The sequence below is a fragment of the Dokdonella sp. GW821-FHT11D02 genome (assembly GCF_058808595.1).
In genome coordinates, this window is record NZ_CM179520.1 from 2308108 (window position 1) to 2327714 (window position 19607).

Consider the following 19607-nt stretch of genomic DNA (forward strand, 5'->3'; position numbering starts at 1 on the left):
GCTGCAAGACGCTGCGCCCACGAGGCGCAGCTTTGTTTTGCGATCGCCTACGATCGCTGCCATCACGAAGCGCGACCCTGTTTGCAGGCATCCCCCTTCGCGATCGTCCGGAGGCGGCCATTCTTGGCCGTACTCCTCCGATAATGAGATCGATTCGTTTCGATCTCTCTGGAATTCGAGAAACACCCCATGAGCAAGCGTCGCGTCGTCGTCACCGGTCTCGGCATCCTCAGCCCCGTCGGCAACGACGTCGCCACGGCCTGGGCGAACATTGTCGCCGGCAAGAGCGGCATCGGCCCGGTCACGCACTTCGATGCGTCCTCGTTCCCGACTCGTATCGCTGGTGAAGTCCGCGATTTCGATCCGGCGCAATACATTGCGCCGAAAGAAATCAAGAAGATGGACCCGTTCATCCACTACGGCATCGCCGCTTCCGTGCAGGCGCTGGCGGACGCGGGCCTGCATCCGCACGAACACGACGAAGAGCGCATCGGCGCGGCGGTCGGCGCCGGCATCGGCGGCATCTACACGATCGAGAAGACCGCGATCACCTACCACGAGCAGGGCCAGCGCAAGATCTCGCCGTTCTTCGTACCGAGTTCGATCATCAACATGGCCTCCGGCCAGTTGTCGATCATGCTCGGCCTGAAGGGGCCGAACATCGCCTGCGTGACCGCCTGCACCACCGGTGCGCACAACATCGGTTTGGCGATGCGCATGATCCAGTACGGCGACGCCGACGTGATGGTGGCCGGCGGCGCCGAGTACGCCACCGTGGGCACCGCGATGGGCGGCTTCTGCTCGGCGCGCGCGATGAGCACGCGCAACGACGAGCCGGAGAAAGCGAGCCGCCCGTGGGACAAGGATCGCGACGGCTTCGTGCTGTCCGACGGTGCCGGCGTACTCGTCATCGAAGAATACGAACACGCGGTCAAGCGCGGCGCGCGCATCTATTGCGAGCTGGTCGGCTTCGGCATGAGCGGCGACGCTTACCACATGACCTCGCCGTCCGAAGACGGCGACGGCGCGCGCCGCTCGATGGCGGCCGCGCTCGCCGACGCCAAGCTCAACCCCGAGCAGATCGATTACGTCAACGCTCACGCGACCTCGACCGGCGTCGGCGACATCACCGAAGTGCAGGCGATCAAGCGCTGCTTCGGCGACTACGCCAAGCGGCTGCCGGTCAGCTCGACCAAGTCGATGACCGGCCATCTGCTCGGTGCGGCCGGCGGCGTCGAGGCGATCTTTTCGGTGCTCGCCTTGCGCGACGGTGTGCTGCCGCCGACGATCAACCTGGACGAACCGGGCGAAGGCTGCGATCTCGATTTCGTGCCGCACACGGCGCGTCAGGCCAAGTCCGACATCGTGCTGTCGAACTCGTTCGGCTTCGGCGGCACCAATGGCACCTTGATCTTCCGTCGCCTCTGACCGACGCCTCGCGCATGCGCACCCTCGTGCGCGAAATCGCCGGCAGCCACGACCTGCTGGCGCTCGCCGCCGCTCACCCGCAACGCTACCCAGGCCTGCTCGAGAGCGCCGCACGCGGCAATGCGCGCGCGCGCCACGACATCCTGTTCGCCTTCCCGCAGGCGATGCTGCGGCTGGACGTTCACGGCGACGTGCGTGACGACAGCGATCGGCCGCGCGGCACGAATTTCCTCGATGCGCTGGATGCGGATTGGCGCACGCAGCGAACGGAGCGCGATTCCGCGTCGACGCTGCCGTTTCGCGGCGGCTGGCTGCTCTATCTCGGCTACGAACTCGCGCAGGAAGTCGAGCCCAGTCTGACCTTGCCGCAGCCGCGCGAGTCGGGTTTGCCGATTGCGCTGGCGCTGCGTTGTCCGGCGGCGATCCTGCTCGACCACGAGTGCGGTCGCACCGTGCTGGTCGCCGAAGACGGCCACGCCGCACTGCTCGATGCGATGCAAGCCGACCTCGATGCGGCGGCGCCGTTCCAGCCGGCGGCTCCGCTGGTCGACGCGATCGAGGAAGACGCAGCGCAGGATTTTCTAGACGGCGTCGCGCGCGTGCACGCGCATCTGCGCGCGGGCGACGTGTTCCAGGTCAATCTGTCGCGCGAATGGCGTGCTCGCTGCGCGACCGCGCCGGCGCCGGCTGCGCTCTACGCGGCGTTGCGGCGCGCGAATCCGGCGCCGTTCGCCGGCTTGCTGCAGCAAACTGGCTGGGCGATCGTCAGCTCCTCACCCGAGCGCTTGCTCGAAATCCAAGGCGAGCGCGCACAGACGCGGCCGATCGCCGGTACGCGTGCGCGCTTCGCCGGTGACGACGACGCAGCGCGCGTGCGCGAGCTGGTCGGTCATCCGAAGGAGCGTGCCGAGCACGTCATGCTGATCGATCTGGAGCGCAACGACCTCGGCCGCATCTGCGTGCCGGGCAGCGTCGTCGCCGACGAGATCATGCAAGTCGAAAGCTACGCGCACGTGCACCACATCGTGTCGAACGTGCGCGGGCGTCTGCGCAGCGGCGTCAGCCCGGGCGAGGCGATCCGCGCGGTGTTTCCGGGCGGCACCATCACCGGCTGCCCGAAGGTGCGTTGCATGCGCATCATCGCCGAACTCGAAGGCGTCGGCCGCGGTGCGTACACGGGCTCGCTCGGCTATCTGAATCGCGACGGCGATCTCGATTTGAACATCCTGATCCGCACCCTCAGTCAGCGCGGCGAGAGCATCCGTTTCCGTGCCGGCGCCGGCATCGTCGCCGACTCCGAGGCGACGCGCGAGCTCGACGAGACGCGCGCCAAGGCGCGCGGACTGCTGCGCGCGCTGGGGACCGACCTATGATGCGCAGCGATGGGTTGCGACATCGAATCCGGCTAAGCTGGCGCGTTATGCCGACATCGAAATTCCAATCGGGTCCACGCGTCGTTCGCGGCGGCGCGAAACTGTGGGGCTTGTTCGTGCTGTTGCTGATCGGCCTCGGCGCCGCCGCGGCGTTCGGCTGGCACGATTACCGCCGCTTCACCGAATCGCCGCTGCCGATCGCGCGCGCCGACGCAAACTTCGATGTCGCGCGCGGCGCGAGCTATCGCGACATCGTCGCGCAGCTGCGGCGCGACGGCCTTGCCGGTTCAGGTTGGCTCGACGATCTGCGCTGGCGGGCGCTCGGCCGTGAGCTCAATGTCGGCGGACGTCTGCATGCCGGCGAGTACGCCTTGCCGCAGGGCCTCACGCCGAGCGAACTGCTACGCCGCATGGCGGCCGGCGAAGTCGTGCAGCACCGCTTCACCATCGTCGACGGCTGGACGTTCAAACAGCTGCGTCTCGCGCTGGCCAACGAGAGCGGTCTGGCGCAAACCTTGCCAGCCTTGTCGGATACCGACATCGGGAACCAGCTCGGCATCGCCGACGGCAAGCCGGAAGGCTGGTTCCTGCCGGAAACCTATGCCTGGATCAAGGGCGAATCGGACGCCGACGTGCTCGGCCGTTCGTACGCTGCGATGAAGAAGGCGTTGGACAAGGCCTGGGCGGGCCGCGACGCGGACAGCGTCAAGCTCGACAACCCCTATCAGGCGCTGATCCTGGCTTCGATCGTGGAGAAGGAAACCGGTCGCGCCGACGAGCGCCCGCTGATCGCCGGCGTGTTCCTGCGCCGGCTCAAATTCGGCATGCGCCTGCAGACCGATCCGACCGTGATCTACGGCATCGGCGCCAGCTACGACGGCAATATCCGCAAGCGCGATCTGGAAACCGATACGCCCTACAACACTTACACGCGTGACGGCCTGCCGCCGACACCGATCGCGCTGCCGGGAGTGCCCGCACTGGAAGCGGCGATGCACCCGACTCCGGGCGATGCCTTGTACTTCGTCGCGCGCGGCGACGGCAGCCACGAATTCACGCCGACCCTGAGCGAACACGTGCGTGCGGTGCAGAAGTACCAATTGCGGCGCAATCCATGAACGCGTCGACCTATCCGGGCGAGCTGATCACGCTGGAAGGCGGCGAGGGTGCCGGCAAGAGCACGGTACTCGACGCGTTGCGCGCACGGTTGGTCGAGCGCGGCATCGAGGTGCTGGTCACGCGCGAACCGGGCGGCACGACGCTCGGCGAAGCCGTGCGCGCACTCGTGCTCGATCCGGCGCGCGGCGAACTCTGCGCCGAGAGCGAACTGCTCCTGATGTTCGCGGCGCGCGCGCAACACGTGCACGAGGTGATTCGGCCGGCGCTCGCGAGCGGACGTTGGGTGCTGTCCGATCGCTACACCGACGCCAGCTACGCCTATCAGGGCGGCGGTCGCGGCCAGCCGCTCGAGCGCATCGCCGCGCTGGAAGCCTGGGCCGCGCCGGTGCAGGCGGATCTGACCTTGTTGCTCGATCTGCCGGTCGCCGACGGGCTTGCCCGCGCCGGCGCGCGCGGCCAGGCCGATCGCATCGAGCGCGAGGCGGCGGATTTCTTCGAGCGCGTGCGAGCGGCGTATCGCGCTCGCGCGGCGGCCGAAGCGGAACGTTTTCGCGTGATCGATTCGAGCCATCCGGTCGAAGTCGTGCGCGCGGCCGCCTGCGCCGCGATCGACGCCTTCGTCGACCGCGTCAGGGGAGTGCGGTGAAACTGCAGCCCTGGCTGGCCGACAGCTGGCAAGTGCTCGCCGGCGCGCTCGCCGCGCAGCGGCTGCATCACGGTTTGTTGCTCGCGGCGCCGGCCGGATACGGCAAGCGCGCACTGGCCGAGGCCTTCGTCGCCGCCGCTTTGTGTACGCAGCGCGACGCCGATGGCGGCGCTTGCGGCGCTTGCCGGGGTTGCCAGCTGCGTGTGGCCGGCTCGCATCCGGATCTGGTCCGAGTCACCTTCCAGCTGCGCGACGACGGCAAGCCGCGCACCGAGATCACGGTCGACCAAATCCGTGCGCTGTCACAGCGCCTGGCGATGGCGAGCCAGTTCGGCGGTTTGCAGATCGCACTGATCGACCCGGCCGACCGTCTCAACGCCGCGGCGGCGAATGCGTTGCTGAAGACGCTGGAAGAACCGACGCCGGCGACCGTGATCGTGCTGATCGCTGACGAACCGGCGCGCCTGCCGGCGACGATTCGCAGCCGCTGTCAGCGCATCGAGATTCGGCCGCCCTCGCACGACGAAGCGTTGGCCTGGTTGCGCGCTCAGCGCATCGAGCCCGAGCGCGCCGCGGCTGCGCTGGCCGCGAGCCTGGGCAATCCCGGTCTGGCGCTGGAATGGAGCGGCGATGACACCTTGGACCTGCAGCGCGACTGCGCCGACGGTCTGACCGCACTCGCGCAAGGCCGGCGCAACGCGGCCGAGCTCGCAGAACGCTGGGTCGCCGACCGGCCCGAGCTGCGGCTTTGGTTTGCCGCCGCCTACGCGTGTGAACAGGCGAGCCGTCTCGCGCAGGCGGACAGTGACGTACTCGGCTTGACCGGGCGCGGCGAAATCCCCAAGCTTGCCGCGTGGTTCAACCGCGCGAATCGTGCGCGCGGCTTGCTCGCGACGCCGCTGCGTCCGGAACTGGTCCTGCTGGATCTGTTGCGTACTTGGCCGCGGCGTTCGACGAATGCGGGGAGAGGTTGAGAGATGGCGACGCCGGCAACCAGCGGTGCACCGCGGCAGGGCATCCTGTCGCTGGCGATCAAGGACAAGGGCGCGTTGTTCAACGCCTACATGCCGTTCGTGCGCGGCGGCGGCCTGTTCGTGCCGACCACCAAGCGCTACAGCCTCGGTGACGAGGTGTTCATCCTGCTCTCGCTGATGGACGAAAAGGATCGCCTGCCGGTCGCCGGCAAAGTCGTCTGGATCACACCGAGCGGTGCGCAAGGCAACCGGCTCGCCGGCATCGGCGTGCAATTCAACGATTCCTCCGACGGCGACACCGCGCGCACCAAGATCGAATCGATTCTGGCCGGCATCCTGACCCAGGAACGGCCGACGCATACGATGTAGCCGTGCGTATTCTGATTCTCGGCGCCGGTGCGATCGGCGGCTACTTCGGAGCGCGCCTGGTCGAAGCCGGCAGCGACGTGTCGTTTCTGGTTCGGCCTGCGCGCGCCGCCTTGCTGGCGGAGCGCGGTCTGCGCGTCTTCTCGGGGCGCGGGGATTTCGTGCGACCCGTTCGCGCAATCACGGACGTCGACGGCAGCTACGACGCGGTCCTGCTTTCCTGCAAAGCCTACGATCTCGAATCGGCCATCACCGCGATCGCGCCGGCTGTCGGCGCGGGCACGCGCGTGCTGCCGCTGCTGAACGGCTTGCGCCATCTGGATGCACTCGATGCGGCCTTCGGCGCCGAGCGCGTGCTCGGTGGCCTTTGCCATATTTCGGTGACGCTGGAGGCGGACGGCGCGATCCGGCAGTTCGGTGCGCTGGAGCGCTTGACCTACGGCAGTCGTCAGGCGGGCGTTGCGGTACCGGCGACGCTCGACGCGGCGCTGCGTTCGATCGGTCCGCAAGCCACACGAAGCGACGATGTAATCGGCGCGATGTGGGACAAGTTCGCCTTCATCACCAGCCTCGCCGGAGCGACTTGTCTGATGCGCGGCAGCGTCGGCGAGATCATCGCGACGGCGGAGGGCGGTGATCTCGTTCGCCGTCTGTATGCGGAATGCACCGAAGTCGCTGCACGCAGCGGATACGCGCTCGGCGCCGAAGCGAAGGCGAGCGCACTCGGTATCCTGACTGCATCCGGCTCGCCGCTGAAGTCCTCGATGCTGCGCGACCTCGAACGCGGCGCGCGCAGCGAAGGCGAGCACATCCTGGGCGACCTGCGAGCACGTGCGATCGCGTTCGGGCTCGATACGCCGCTGCTCGGTGCGGCGTTGGCGCATTTGCGCGTGTACGAGGCGAATCGAAGGCTGCGCTAGAGCGAAAAGCGAGCCCCATCGCTGCCTCCTCGGTGATTGGGCGCAGTCGCAATCATTCGATACCGGGTCCACCAAGAGAATCGAGCGATGCGTCGGAACGGCGCATTTTTTTGTTCGGAGATGTACCGCCCAATTGAAGCCACCTGCCGCGGCGTGTGCGAATGCGTGTGCTTTTCGATTTCGCAAAGACACATCGAAGTGGTCCGTCTCCAATTCGTCGAGCGCGCAATTTCCCACTCCATTCAATGTCGTCAGAGTGTGATTTTGTATAGGAATGAAAAATAATTCACCGGACCTCAGTGTGCGCCACTGCGCAGAACAAGGGGTTTGCCGCGACTAGATTCGCCCATCCGCATTGCTCGCAACGTGCGAAATGCGGACGAGTGCCGCCTGGGGTGCATTCGTAATCGCGAATTCAATGACTAGGGAGATTTCAATGAAGACGTACTTCATGCTGTCTGCTGCATTGATCGTCGGTATTGCCGGATCGGCCGCACAAGCGGCCAACGGTTCTTTGAAGGTCGTAAAGACCAGTCGTTTGGGGACGCCACAGACGCAGTCCGTTCCGTCGCTGAACGCGACACCGTTCTATTCGGATATCACCACGTTTTCAGGCTCGGGGATGACCTTCGGCGGCACGCTGCCCGCGCAGACACAGCCGAGCGGCGGCACCGGATTGCTCACGACGATGGCGTGTGACGACGTGACCGTGGCAGCCGGCCCGGCGAGCGGCACGTACACGCTCAACGAAGTCAGCTTCTCGATCGCCAATTTCGATACGGTGGGTCTCGATGCGGCTACCACGCTGTTTTTCTATCTGCCCGATGGTCGCAATGGCGGACCGGGCACTCTGATCGATGGTGTCGTGTTCTCGCCGTTCGGCATCGCCGACTTGATACCCGCCGGCTCCGTTCAGCTGATCAGCGCAGATCTCAGTACCTTGACCCCGCCGATCACCTTCGCACTCAGCGCGACCGGTACCGCGACGGTCTGGGCTTGCGCGATGTATGACGACGACAACGGTACCGTCGTGATCGACGCCGCCGGCACGCACATCTCGCAAGCGCAGATGGACAATCTGGGCTTCGGCTTGTGCAGCCCACCGACGGTCGGTAGCTCTACCGACAAGCTCTACAACAGCAACGCGCCGGTTCTGACGCCGTTTGGGAACCCCGCGGGCACGCAGTTCAACTTCGGCGGCACTCCGGTGGCCAATGCGTGCCTCGAGTTGAGTCAATAAGGCGGTATCAATCGGAGCGTTCCCACGGCCACGTTCGCGTGGCCGTGTTCTCTTCGGCCTGGCGCCGCTTGTTGGAAACGTGACGTGGCGACGTAGAGACGGGAGTATCCATGAAGATTCGCCTCATGTTATCTGCTGCATTGACAGCAACCCTGGCCGGCGTCTACGCGCAGGCCGCAGATGTTCCGTTGAAGGTCGTGAAATCGACTCGCGTGGAGACACCGGGGAACAAATCCGGAAACGTGATCAACGCGACACCGATCTATTCGAACATCACGACCTTTCTCGGAAGCGGACTGGTGTTCGGCGGCGCGCAGGCCGGTCAGTCGCAGCCGGCTGGCGGCACCGGCTTGCTGAGTGCGATGGGCTGCGACGACGCAAGCTTGCAGCCGGGCGATCCGAACGGTTCGTATACGTTGAGTGAGATCACGTTCCTGGCCATGAATTACGACATGGTTGCTATCAAAGCAGCGCCGACGGTGTTGTTCTATCCAGGTCCGCCCGGCGACCCCACGACCTTGATCGACCGAGTGACGCTCGGGCCGGTCACATTGCCGCCTGGTGTGGTTTCGCAAGTTTCGGCCGATGTCAGCGCATTGGGTATCGAGCTGCCGCTCGACGCGAACGGCGAAGCCACGATCTGGGTGTGTGAGATGTTCGACGATGCCAACGGAACTGCCGTCGACCAGAACGGCGCGCCTTTCACTCAAGGCCAGTACAGCAGTCTCGGCGTCGGCCTGTGCGATCCGCCGACTTTGGGCAGCTCGCTCGACAACATGTTCGTCACGTATGCGCCGGTAACCGCGCCGTTCCACGATCCAGTCGGAGTACAAGGCAGTTTCGGCGGCAATCCGGTCGCCAATGCCTGTTTCGAACTGAGCCAGTAAGCGCCGAGAAATCCGCGCGGCCAAGTTCGGCGTGGCCGTTTTTGATCGGCGCTCGATTTTAGGCGAGTTGTTCGCTAGCGAGGCGCTTAATCGTGGACAGCATCGACGCCAGTCCGTTCGAGCGCGTCGGCGACAAGTGTTTGGACAGGCCGATGGCTTCGACGAAGCGCGGCTCAGTCGCGAGGATTTCCGCAGCCGAGCGGCCAGAGTAGACGCGCAGCAGCAGTGCGATCAGTCCGGAAACGATCGAGGAATCGCTGACGGCACGAAATTCCAGCCGGCGCGCATCGCCCTCGGCGACCAACCAGACTTGCGATTGGCAGCCCTGGACTTTGTTCGCCTCCGTTTTGTCGGACTCCGGAAACGGCGGCAGCTTGCGGCCGAGGTCGATCAAGTACTGATAGCGTTCGGTCCAGTCACCGAAGAAGGCGAACTCTTCGGCGATCGTCGCTTGCGCCTGTTCGGCACTGGCCTCGAGCGGCTCAAGCTGCGCGTTCATCGGACTTCACGAATTTCCAGCGCGGCCCTTGCGCAGTGTCCTCGACAACAATGCCGAGCGCGAGCAGCTGATCGCGGATGCGATCCGATTCGGCGAAATTGCGCGCCTGTTTGGCCGCGGTGCGCTCGGCCACCAAGTTTTCGATTACCGCAACGTCGAGGTCGGCACCGACGGCTTGCTTGAACCAGACCTCCGGATCTTGTTGCAGCAGACCGAGCAGCTCGCCGCCGGCGAGCAGGGCCGCCTTGGCTGCGCTGCGTTCGGTCGGCGTCTTGGCGGCGCGCGCGACGTCGGCGAGTCCGGCCAGCACGGCGAACGCGGCAGGTGTATTCAGATCGTCGAGCAGAGCCGCTTCGACCTCGCTCGCGCCAACTACAGATTCGGAGTTGATCGGCACGTCGGCGAGGTCGCGCAAGAGGTTGTACCAGCCGTCCAAGGTCGCACGCGCCTGCTGCAAGGTCGTATCGGACCAATCCAACGGTTGGCGGTAGTGCGCCTTCAACAGTAGGAAGCGTAGGACTTCGGCCGGATGTTGCTCGAGCAAGTCGTGCAGGACCAGCACGTTGCCGAGCGACTTCGACATCTTCTTACCGTCGAAGGTGAGCATGCCGTTGTGCAGCCAGTAGCGTGCGAACGTGCGTCCGCCGTGCGCGCAGGTGCTCTGCGCGATCTCGTTCTCGTGATGCGGGAACATCAGGTCGTTGCCGCCGGCGTGGATGTCGATGGTGTCGCCGAGATGCTTCTCCGCCATCGCCGAGCATTCGATGTGCCAGCCCGGGCGGCCACGGCCCCAAGGGCTGTCCCAGCCGGGCAGGTCCGGTGTCGACGGCTTCCACAGCACGAAGTCGGCCGGATTCTTCTTGTAGGGGGCGACCTCGACGCGCGCGCCGGCAATCATGTCCTCGGTCGAGCGGCCGGAGAGGCGGCCGTAGTCGGCGAATGCGGCGACGTCGAACAGCACGTGGCCTTCCGCTGCGTACGCGTGACCGCTTTCGATCAGGCGCTGGCACATTGCGACGATCTCGCCGATGTGTGCGGTCGCATGCGGGACGACGTCGGGCGGGTCGGCGCCGAGTTTGGCCATGTCGTCGCGGTACGCGTCCGTATAGCGCGCGGTGATGCGTTCGATCGGTACGCCGGCTTCCTTCGCGGCGGCGTTGATCTTGTCGTCGACGTCGGTGATATTGCGAGCGTAGACGACGTTCGGATAAAGACGTTTCAAAAGGCGGGCGAGCAGACCGAACACCACCGGCGGTCGTGCGTTGCCGATGTGGACGTAGTTGTAGACGGTCGGGCCGCAGACGTACATGGTCACGCGGCTCGGATCGGTGGGGACGAAGTCCTCGGTGCGGCGGGTGAGGCTGTTGTGCAATCGCAGTGGCATCGGGTCGCTCTCGGTCGAACTTCGATCATAGCAGGGCCTCCCGGCGATACCCGATCGAAAGCAGTTTTCTGAATGTTAGGAATGGCTTAGGCGTGGGTTCAGCGATTGGCTGTTGTAATCCGCGCCGAGAGTGTGAAAGCCCTGCAAGGTTGGACACCCGAACCGGCGCCGATCGGTGGTGGATCCCATACAGAGAGAGTCTTTCGCTGGAGACTGTAATGAAGAAGATGCTGTTCGCCGTGATCGTGGCAGCCCTGGCGGGAACCCAGGCGCAGGCGCAGGATCGCGGCTATGACCGGGGTGGTCCCGACGGCCCGGACAACGTGAAGGTGGCCTGGGCCGACGTGCTGCGCGTCGATCCGATTTACGACCGCGTGGCGAGCCGGCCGCGCGAAGTGTGCGACGAGGTGCCAGTCGAGCGACGCGTCGACGGCGGCGGCAATCGCGCAGCCGGAACGGTGCTCGGTGCGATCGTTGGCGGCGTGCTCGGCAATACGGTCGGCAAGGGCGACGGGCGCAAGGCCGCCACCGTTGCCGGCGCGGTCATCGGCGGTGCGGTCGGCAACAACGTCGCTCAAGGCGACGACCGATACTACGCCGGCACCGAACGCCATTGCCGCATGGTCGAAGACGTCGGCGACGAACGTCGCGTCGTCGGCTACGACGTGCAGTACCGATACCGCGGCGACGTCTACATGTCGCGTTTGAACTACGACCCGGGCGACCGGCTGCGCGTACGCGTCAGCGTCGAACCCGCGGAATAGTCGATTCGTCTGCGAGCCTTCCGCAACGACCGGCCCTCGGCCGGTCGTTTGCTATGCGGGGCGGCGACGTATTGCGTCGCAGCAGATTTGTCGGTAACGTTCGTCGCATGCAGACCGCCGCTCTCTCGCCGCAGATCGTCACCAGCGCCCGCATGGCCGCCGGTATGACCTCGCGCGCGCGCCGACCGGAACCCGACCATTCCGCCGGGTAGGCTGTCGCACGTCTGCAACACGTTTCGACGACAAAACCCGGCCTTTGCGCCGGGTTTTTTTGTTTGGCGTGCTTGAAAGCGGTTGCCTGATTTACGGATACACGGCTTCTTCTTCTTCCGTGCGAACAACGAATCGGCCCCTGGTGGCCGGACATTTCAACTGACAGCAGGATGGGTGATGGCGCTTCGACATTTTTTGAGTACCCAGGATTGGTCCCGCGCCGAGCTCGATGCGCTGCTCGAGCAAGCCGCTGCGTTCAAGCGCGACAAGCTCGGCGATCAGCTCAAAGGCAAGTCGATCGCGCTCTTGTTCTTCAATCCCTCGATGCGCACGCGCACCAGCTTCGAGCTCGGCGCGTTCCAGCTCGGCGGACATGCGATCGTGCTGGCGCCAGGCAAGGACGCATGGCCGATCGAGTTCGACTTCGGCACGCTGATGGACGGTGATGCCGAGGAGCACGTGGCGGAAGTCGCGCGCGTGCTGTCGCGCTACGTCGATCTGATCGGCGTGCGTGCGTTCCCGAAATTCCAGGACTGGTCGGTCGACCGCGAAGATCGCGTGATCCACGCCTTCGCCAAGTACGCGAGCGTGCCGGTGATCAATATGGAAACGATCACTCACCCGATGCAGGAGCTGGCGCACGTGCTCGCCCTGCAGCAGCACTTCGGCAGCGCCGACCTGCGCGGCAAGAAGTACGTGTTGACCTGGACCTATCATCCGCGTCCGCTCAACACCGCGGTGGCCAACTCCGCGCTGCAAATCGCGACCCGCTACGGCATGGACGTCACCTTGCTCTGTCCTACGCCGGACTACGTGCTCGATTCGCGCTACATGGATTTCGCGCGCCGCAACGTCGAGGAGAACGGCGGCTCGCTCCTGGTCAGCCACGATCCGCAAAGCGCCTATCGCGGCGCTCACGTCGTCTACGCCAAGAGCTGGGGCGCCTTGCCGTATTTCGGCCGCTGGGCTGACGAGAAACCCATGCGCGACGCGCACAAACATTTCATCGTCGACGAGGCCAAGATGGCGCTGACCGACCGCGGCGTGTTCAGCCATTGCCTGCCGCTGCGGCGCAACGTGAAGGCGACGGACGCGGTGATGGACTCGCCGTCCTGCATCGCGATCGACGAAGCCGAGAACCGCCTGCACGTGCAGAAAGCCGTGATGGCGCAGCTCGCGAACGCCTAACCGACTTCAAGGAATCGAACCATGTCTTCCAACCGCGACATCGTCTTGGCGTTTTCCGGCGGCCTCGACACCAGTTTCTGCGTGCCCTATTTGAAAGAACGCGGCTACGCCGTGCACACCGTCTTCGCCGACACCGGCGGCGTCGATGCGGATGAGCGCGCCTTCATCGAACAGCGCGCGCAGGAACTCGGCGTCGCTTCGCATCGCACCGTCGACGGCGGCCCGTCGATCTGGAACGGCTTCGTCAAGCCATTCGTCTGGGCCGGGGAGGGCTACCAGGGTCAGTATCCGCTGCTGGTCTCCGATCGATATCTGATCGTCGACGCGGCGCTCGCACGCGCTGCCGAGCTCGGCACGCGCACGATCGCGCACGGTTGCACGGGCATGGGCAACGACCAGGTTCGCTTCGATCTCGCGGTGAAGGCGCAAGGCGACTACGAGATCGTCGCGCCGATTCGAGAAATCCAGAAAGAACACACCGAAGTACGCGCCTACGAACAGAAATATTTGGAAGAGCGCGGTTTCGGCGTGCGCGCGAAGCAGAAGAACTACACGATCAATGAGAATCTGCTCGGCGTGACCATGTCCGGCGGTGAGATCGATCGTTGGCAGGCGCCCGGCGCCGGCGCGATCGGCTGGTGCAAGCCGCGCGCAGAATGGCCGTCGGCTCCGCTGCGTCTGCGTCTGAGTTTCGTCGGCGGTGAAGCGGTGGCGCTCGACGGCGAGAAGATCGCCGGCCACCTGCTGTTGGCGCGACTCAACGAATTGCTGGCGCCCTACGGCGTCGGTCGCGGACTCTATACCGGCGACACGACCATCGGCCTCAAGGGACGCATCGTGTTCGAGGCGCCGGGATTGGCCGCGCTGCTGGTCGCGCATCGCGCGCTGGAAGAGGCGGTGCTGACCAAGCAACAGAATCGCTTCAAGCCCGAGGTTGCGCGCAAGTGGGTCGAACTGGTCTACGAAGGCTTCTTTCACGACCCGCTCAAGACCGATCTCGAAGCCTTCCTCGCTTCGAGTCAGGCCATGGTCAACGGCGAGATCGTTCTGGAAACGGCCGGCGGCCGCGTCGATGCCGTCGCGATCGAGTCACCGCATCTGCTCAACGCCAAGGGCGCGACCTATGCGCAGGCGGCCGACTGGGGTGTCGCCGAGGCGGAAGGCTTTATCAAGCTGTTCGGCATGAGCAGCACCTTGTGGGCCGAGGTGAACAAGGGCGGCGCTGCATGAGCGAACTGCTCGATACCACGCTGCGTCACCTGCGCGCGCTGGTTGCGTTCGATACGCGCAACCCGCCTCGCGCGATCGACAAGGGCGGCATTTTCGCCTACCTGCGCGAGCAACTCGTGGCCTTCGATTGCACGACCACCGACTACGGCGCCGGTGCGGTCAGCCTGTTGGCGGTTCGCGGGCGGCCGAAGTTGCTGTTCAACGTGCACCTCGACACGGTGCCGGACTCACCGCATTGGAGCGCTAGTCCGTTCGAATTGCGCGTCGACGGCGACCGCGCGATCGGCCTCGGCGCCTGCGACATCAAGGGCGCCGCCGCCGCCTTCGTAGCGGCGGCGAACGCAACGCCGGGTGACTGCGCTTTCCTCTTCAGCAGCGACGAAGAAGCCAACGACGCTCGCTGCATTGCCGGCTTTCTCAAGTCTTTTCCGCCAATCTCCAATCCCGAATCTCCAATCCCGACTTTCGAAGCCGTCATCGTCGCCGAACCGACGCGAGGCGAAGCGGTGCTCGCGCATCGCGGCATCAGTTCGGTGCTGATGCGCTTTGCCGGCCGTGCCGGTCATGCGTCCGGCGAGCAGAAGGCGGCCGACAGCGCCTTGCACCAGGCAGTGCGTTGGAGCGCGCGCGCGCTGGATCATGTCGATTCGCTCGCGCATGCGCGTTTCGGCGGACTGACCGGCCTGCGCTTCAATATCGGCCGTATCGAAGGCGGTATCAAAGCCAACGTGATCGCGCCGACGGCGGAGCTGCGCTTCGGCTTCAGGCCGCTGCCTTCGATGGACACGGACGAGTTGTTGGCGGCGTTCCGCAGCTTCGCCGCCCCGGCTGCGGTCGAGTTCACCGAGACGTTCCACGGCGGACCCTTGCCCGGCGGTGACGTCGCTCACGCGGAAACGCGCCGGCTCGCTGCGCGCGATCTCGCCGACGCACTCGATATCCCGATCGGCAATGCGGTCGATTTCTGGACAGAAGCCGCCCTGTTCTCGCAAGCCGGCTATACGACCCTGGTCTACGGACCCGGCGATATCGCGCAGGCCCACTCGGCCGACGAGTGGGTAGCGCTCGATCAGCTGCAGAGCTACGCCGAAAACATCCAACGCATCATCGAGAAGAGCGGTCAGGAATCGTTATTTCTCGACGCCAGCGCCCAAGGATGAATGCAGGAATGAACATCGAAACCCACATCCAAGTTCGCCAGACCATCGTGCGCCTGCTCTCGAGCATGGCCAGCGCGCGCGAGATCGAACAATATCTGAAGCGCTTTTCGCAGCTCGATGCGAAGCGCTTCGCCGTAGTCAAGGTCGGCGGCGCCGTATTGCGCGACGACCTCGACGCGCTGACTTCCTCGCTTGCCTTCCTGCAGCAAGTCGGCCTGACACCGATCGTCGTACACGGCGCCGGCCCGCAACTCGACGAGGAATTGGCCGCCGCCGGCATCGTCAAGCAGACCGTCAACGGCCTGCGCGTGACCACGCCGGAGACGCTGGCGATCGTGCGCCGCGTGTTCCAAACGCAGAACCTGAACTTGGTCGAAGCCTTGCAGGAAGGCGATGCGCGCGCGACCTCGATCCTGTCCGGCGTGTTCGAAGCGGAGTTCATCGACCGCGACACGCTCGATCTGGTCGGCCGCGTCGCGCGCGTGAATCTGGCGCCGATCGAAGCTTCGCTGCGCGCGGGCTCCATTCCGGTGATCGCTTCGCTCGGCGAAACCGCCGGCGGTCAGATCCTCAACATCAACGCCGACTTCGCCGCGAACGAACTCGTGCGCGTGCTCAAGCCCTACAAGATCATCTTCCTGACCGGCACCGGCGGCCTGCTCGGCGCGAACGGCAAGGTCATCGACTCGATCAACCTCAGCACCGAGTACGAAGGCTTGATCGCGCAACCCTGGATCAACGGCGGCATGCGCGTGAAGATCGAGCAGATCAAGGAACTGCTCGATCATCTGCCGCTGTCCTCGTCGGTATCGATCACCAAGCCCGACGAACTTGCGAAAGAACTGTTCACGCACAAGGGCTCGGGCACGCTGGTGCGTCGCGGCGAGCGCGTCGACGTGCACGAGGATTGGAACGGCATCGACCGCGACCGCTTGCGCGAACTGATCGAAGCCAGTTTCGGACGCAAGCTGGTGGCGGACTATTTCGAGCGCACGCGGCCGCACAAAATCTATCTCAGCGAGAACTATCGCGCCGCGCTGATTCTCACGCGCGAGGAAGGCTATACCTATCTCGACAAGTTCGCCGTCGCCGACGATGCCCAAGGCGAGGGCTTGGGGCGTGCGGCCTGGCAGGTGATGCGCGCGGACAACCCGCAGCTGTTCTGGCGCTCGCGCCACCACAACCTGATCAACCAGTTCTATTACGCCGAATCGGACGGTTGCTACAAGGAGCCGCGCTGGAAGGTGTATTGGTACGGCTTCCAGGAATTCGCCGACATCGAACGCTGCGTCGAGCACTGCCGTACGCGGCCTGCCACTTTGTCGGACTCCTGACCATGTCGATCGCGCTGCCACTCTTTATCTCGGCCTTCCGGATGTCGCCCGTTTCGCCACGCGCGATCTCGGTCAACGCGGAGAAAGCCCGTGCGTGAAACGACACAAACGGTCGGCATCGTCGGCGCGCGCGGCCACACCGGCGCCGAATTGATCCGGCTCATTGCGGGACATCCTTCGTTCCGGCTCGCCTTCGTCTCGTCGCGCGAGCTCGACGGCCAACGCGTAGCCGACCACGTCGCCGAGTTCGACGGCGAGCTGCGCTATCGCAATCCGTCGCACGGCGAAGTCGCCGCGCAGGGTGCCGATGCGGTCGTGCTCGCGCTGCCGAACGGCAAGGCCGCCGAACTCGTCGCAGCGATCGATGCGGCCAAGCCCGATACCGTTGTGGTCGATCTCTCCGCCGACTTTCGCTTCGACGAACGCTGGTACTACGGTTTGCCGGAGCTGACGCGCGAGCGCTACGCCGGCCAGCGTCGCATCAGCAATCCGGGCTGCTACGCGACCGCGATGCAGTTGGCGATCGCGCCGCTGAAAGGCGATCTCGCCGCACCGCCGGTCTGCTTCGGCGTGTCGGGCTATTCCGGCGCCGGCACGACGCCGTCGGACAAGAACGACCCGAGCAAGCTGCGCGACAACCTGATGCCGTATGCGCTGGTTGATCACATGCACGAGCGCGAGGTGACGCGTCAGCTCGGCCTGCCGGTCGAATTCATGCCGCACGTCGCGCCGCACTTTCGCGGCATCACGATGACGGTGAATCTGTGGTTGCAGCAGGCGACGACGGTGGAGGCGATCCGCGCGCGCTATCGCGACTTCTATGCCGATGAACCGTTGCTGCGCATCGTCGACGAAGCGCCGTGGGTCAGCGCGATCGCCGGCAAGCATCACGTCGAGATCGGCGGCTTCGCGCTGGCACCGGGTGGTAAGCGCGTGGTCGTGGTCGCCACGCTCGACAATCTGCTCAAGGGGGCGGCGACGCAGGCACTGCAGAACCTCAATCGCGCCTTCGGCTTGGAGGAGATGGAGGGAATTCCGCGACCGTGACGCTTGCGCGCACGACGTTCGCAGCCCTTCCTACCGATCGAGGTGTTCCATGCGTCTTTCCCGCTATTTCTTGCCCACGTTGAAAGACAATCCGGCCGAGGCACAGATCGTCTCGCATCGGTTGATGCTGCGCGCCGGGCTGATCCGTCAGGAGGCCGCCGGCATCTACGCCTGGCTGCCGCTCGGCCTGCGCGTGCTGCGCAATGTCGAGCGCATCGTGCGCGAGGAGATGGATCGTGCCGGCGCGCTGGAACTCTTGATGCCGACCCTGCAACTCGCCGATCTGTGGCGCGAGAGCGGCCGTTACGACGCGTACGGGCCGGAAATGCTGCGCCTGCGCGATCGCCACGAGCGCGAACTCCTGTACGGGCCGACCAACGAGGAAATGGTCACCGAGATCTTCCGCGCCGGCGTGCGTTCTTATCGCGACCTGCCGCTGAATCTCTATCACGTGCAGTGGAAATTCCGCGACGAGCAGCGGCCGCGTTTCGGCGTGATGCGCGGGCGCGAATTCCTGATGAAGGACGGCTATTCGTTCGATCTCGACGAGGCCGGTGCACGCCGCTCCTACAATCGCATGTTCGTCGCGTACTTGCGCACCTTCTCGCGCATGGGATTGCGCGCGATTCCGATGCGAGCGGAAACCGGCCCGATCGGTGGCGATCTTTCGCACGAGTTCATCGTATTGGCCGACACCGGTGAGTCGGACGTCTATTGCGATCGAGCCGCGCTTGATCTGCCGGTGCCGGGCGCGGAGACCGATTACGACGCTGACCTGGAGCCGTCGATCCGGCGCTGGACTTCGCTCTATGCCGCAACCTCGGACGTGCACGATGCCGCACGTTTCGAGCAGGAAGTGCCGGCCGAGCGCAGATTGCGTACGCGCGGGATCGAGGTCGGCCAGATCTTCTACTTCGGCACCAAGTATTCCGAGCCGATGCGCGCGTTGGTGACCTTGCCGGACGGATCCTCGCAACCGGTTCACGGCGGTTCCTACGGCATCGGCGTGTCGCGCTTGCTCGGCGCGATCATCGAGGCGAGCCACGATGCGAATGGCATCGTCTGGCCGGACGCGGTCGCGCCGTTCGACGTCGGCTTGATCCAGCTCAAGCCTGGCGACAGCGCCGTCGATGCGGCTTGCGATGAGGTCTACGCGCGTCTGGAATCCGCTGGTGTGCGCGTCCTCTACGACGACGACGGCGGCGAGCGTGCCGGCGCGAAGTTCGCCAACATGGACCTGATCGGCTTGCCGTGGCAGGTCGCGATCGGTCCGCGCGGACTGGCGAGCGGCACGGTCGAGTTGAAACGACGTGCGAGCGGCGAGCGCGAAGAGCTGTCGCGCGACGATCTGGTCGCGCGGCTGGTAGAGCGGACATCCGCTACGAGGCGTCAGTCGTGAATGACGATACCGTGCACGATCTCGCTGGCGTTCGCGTGCTCGTCTGCGCAGAAAACGGCGCTACGCTTGCACGCGAAGCCGATGTAAGCGCGTTTCTCAGCGCCGCCTGGGAAAGCGATGCGAGCTGGCTTGCCCTGCCGTCCTCGCGCCTGGGTGCGGATTTTTTTCGCCTGCGCAGCGGCCTCGCCGGCGCGGTGGCGCAGAAGTTCGTGAACTACCGCATCGGCCTCGCCATTCTTGGCGACCTGTCGACTGAGCTCGCCGCCAGCGAAGCCTTGCGCGATTTCGTGCGCGAGACGAATCGCGGCTCCACGATCTGGTTCGTCAACAGCCTGGCCGAGCTGGAGCGGCGCCTCGCCACTCCGACCGCAGCGATGGCGACGAGCACGCGTTAGGCTCTCCTCCGAATCCCGAATCCCGAATCCCGAATCCCGAA

Annotated in this window: 19 protein-coding genes; 17 read left to right on the forward strand and 2 right to left on the reverse strand. The window is 65.2% G+C overall.

What is annotated here, in order from left to right:
* Window positions 1–189: 189 nt before the first annotated feature.
* The 9 genes from fabF (at window position 190) to AC3QL3_RS09745 (ending at window position 8953) form a co-directional block, all read left to right on the forward strand.
* Window positions 190–1428: a beta-ketoacyl-ACP synthase II gene (fabF, locus tag AC3QL3_RS09705; protein ID WP_492898430.1), complete on the forward strand. Its 1239-nt coding sequence runs from the start codon at window positions 190–192 to the stop codon at window positions 1426–1428.
* A gap of 14 nt (window positions 1429–1442) precedes the next feature.
* Complete coding sequence (locus tag AC3QL3_RS09710) at window positions 1443–2801, forward strand: aminodeoxychorismate synthase component I (RefSeq protein ID WP_492898432.1); 1359 nt, start codon at window positions 1443–1445, stop codon at window positions 2799–2801.
* Between the two features lie 47 nt (window positions 2802–2848).
* Window positions 2849–3919, forward strand: coding sequence for an endolytic transglycosylase MltG (gene mltG / locus AC3QL3_RS09715; protein WP_492898434.1), 1071 nt, complete (start codon window positions 2849–2851; stop codon window positions 3917–3919).
* Complete coding sequence (gene tmk / locus AC3QL3_RS09720) at window positions 3916–4566, forward strand: dTMP kinase (protein ID WP_492898436.1); 651 nt, start codon at window positions 3916–3918, stop codon at window positions 4564–4566. Before mltG ends, tmk begins: the two co-directional genes overlap by 4 nt.
* Window positions 4563–5540: a DNA polymerase III subunit delta' gene (gene holB, locus AC3QL3_RS09725; protein ID WP_492898438.1), complete on the forward strand. Its 978-nt coding sequence runs from the start codon at window positions 4563–4565 to the stop codon at window positions 5538–5540. Before tmk ends, holB begins: the two co-directional genes overlap by 4 nt.
* Window positions 5541–5543: 3 nt before the next feature.
* Complete coding sequence (locus AC3QL3_RS09730) at window positions 5544–5909, forward strand: PilZ domain-containing protein (RefSeq protein ID WP_492898440.1); 366 nt, start codon at window positions 5544–5546, stop codon at window positions 5907–5909.
* A gap of 2 nt (window positions 5910–5911) precedes the next feature.
* A complete protein-coding gene (locus tag AC3QL3_RS09735; protein ID WP_492898442.1) occupies window positions 5912–6826 on the forward strand; it encodes a ketopantoate reductase family protein in 915 nt (304 codons plus the stop codon).
* A 373-nt stretch (window positions 6827–7199) separates the two neighbouring features.
* Complete coding sequence (locus AC3QL3_RS09740; protein WP_492898444.1) at window positions 7200–8066, forward strand: hypothetical protein; 867 nt, start codon at window positions 7200–7202, stop codon at window positions 8064–8066.
* A 110-nt stretch (window positions 8067–8176) separates the two neighbouring features.
* Window positions 8177–8953 carry a hypothetical protein gene (locus AC3QL3_RS09745; RefSeq protein WP_492898447.1) on the forward strand — a complete coding sequence of 259 codons (777 nt, stop codon included), beginning with the start codon at window positions 8177–8179 and terminating at the stop codon, window positions 8951–8953.
* Between the two features lie 58 nt (window positions 8954–9011).
* Here the strand turns inward: AC3QL3_RS09745 and AC3QL3_RS09750 are convergent, their stop codons facing one another.
* Both AC3QL3_RS09750 and cysS read right to left on the reverse strand, forming a co-directional pair.
* Complete coding sequence (locus AC3QL3_RS09750; RefSeq protein WP_492898449.1) at window positions 9012–9452, reverse strand: SufE family protein; 441 nt, start codon at window positions 9450–9452, stop codon at window positions 9012–9014.
* Complete coding sequence (gene cysS / locus AC3QL3_RS09755) at window positions 9436–10836, reverse strand: cysteine--tRNA ligase (RefSeq protein WP_492898451.1); 1401 nt, start codon at window positions 10834–10836, stop codon at window positions 9436–9438. The genes AC3QL3_RS09750 and cysS overlap by 17 nt, the downstream gene beginning before the upstream one ends.
* Before the next feature lie 218 nt (window positions 10837–11054).
* Here cysS and AC3QL3_RS09760 point away from each other — a divergent pair, with 218 nt between their 5' ends.
* The 8 genes from AC3QL3_RS09760 (at window position 11055) to AC3QL3_RS09795 (ending at window position 19566) form a co-directional block, all read left to right on the forward strand.
* Window positions 11055–11600, forward strand: coding sequence for a glycine zipper 2TM domain-containing protein (locus AC3QL3_RS09760; protein ID WP_492898453.1), 546 nt, complete (start codon window positions 11055–11057; stop codon window positions 11598–11600).
* A 390-nt stretch (window positions 11601–11990) separates the two neighbouring features.
* Entirely contained in the window at window positions 11991–13001 is a 1011-nt protein-coding gene (locus AC3QL3_RS09765; protein WP_492898455.1) for an N-acetylornithine carbamoyltransferase, read from the forward strand.
* A 21-nt stretch (window positions 13002–13022) separates the two neighbouring features.
* The gene (locus tag AC3QL3_RS09770; protein WP_492898457.1) at window positions 13023–14231 is read left to right on the forward strand and encodes an argininosuccinate synthase; all 1209 of its coding nucleotides are present in this window, start codon (window positions 13023–13025) and stop codon (window positions 14229–14231) included.
* The gene (locus AC3QL3_RS09775; protein WP_492898459.1) at window positions 14228–15391 is read left to right on the forward strand and encodes an acetylornithine deacetylase; all 1164 of its coding nucleotides are present in this window, start codon (window positions 14228–14230) and stop codon (window positions 15389–15391) included. Before AC3QL3_RS09770 ends, AC3QL3_RS09775 begins: the two co-directional genes overlap by 4 nt.
* A gap of 8 nt (window positions 15392–15399) precedes the next feature.
* Window positions 15400–16725 carry an acetylglutamate kinase gene (locus tag AC3QL3_RS09780; RefSeq protein ID WP_492898461.1) on the forward strand — a complete coding sequence of 442 codons (1326 nt, stop codon included), beginning with the start codon at window positions 15400–15402 and terminating at the stop codon, window positions 16723–16725.
* Between the two features lie 90 nt (window positions 16726–16815).
* Window positions 16816–17772, forward strand: a complete 957-nt coding sequence (gene argC / locus AC3QL3_RS09785) for an N-acetyl-gamma-glutamyl-phosphate reductase (protein WP_492898463.1) — start codon at window positions 16816–16818, stop codon at window positions 17770–17772.
* Between the two features lie 49 nt (window positions 17773–17821).
* Window positions 17822–19171, forward strand: coding sequence for a proline--tRNA ligase (gene proS / locus AC3QL3_RS09790; protein ID WP_492898465.1), 1350 nt, complete (start codon window positions 17822–17824; stop codon window positions 19169–19171).
* Window positions 19168–19566: a DUF4180 domain-containing protein gene (locus AC3QL3_RS09795; protein ID WP_492898467.1), complete on the forward strand. Its 399-nt coding sequence runs from the start codon at window positions 19168–19170 to the stop codon at window positions 19564–19566. Before proS ends, AC3QL3_RS09795 begins: the two co-directional genes overlap by 4 nt.
* The last annotated feature ends 41 nt before the right edge of the window (window positions 19567–19607 follow it).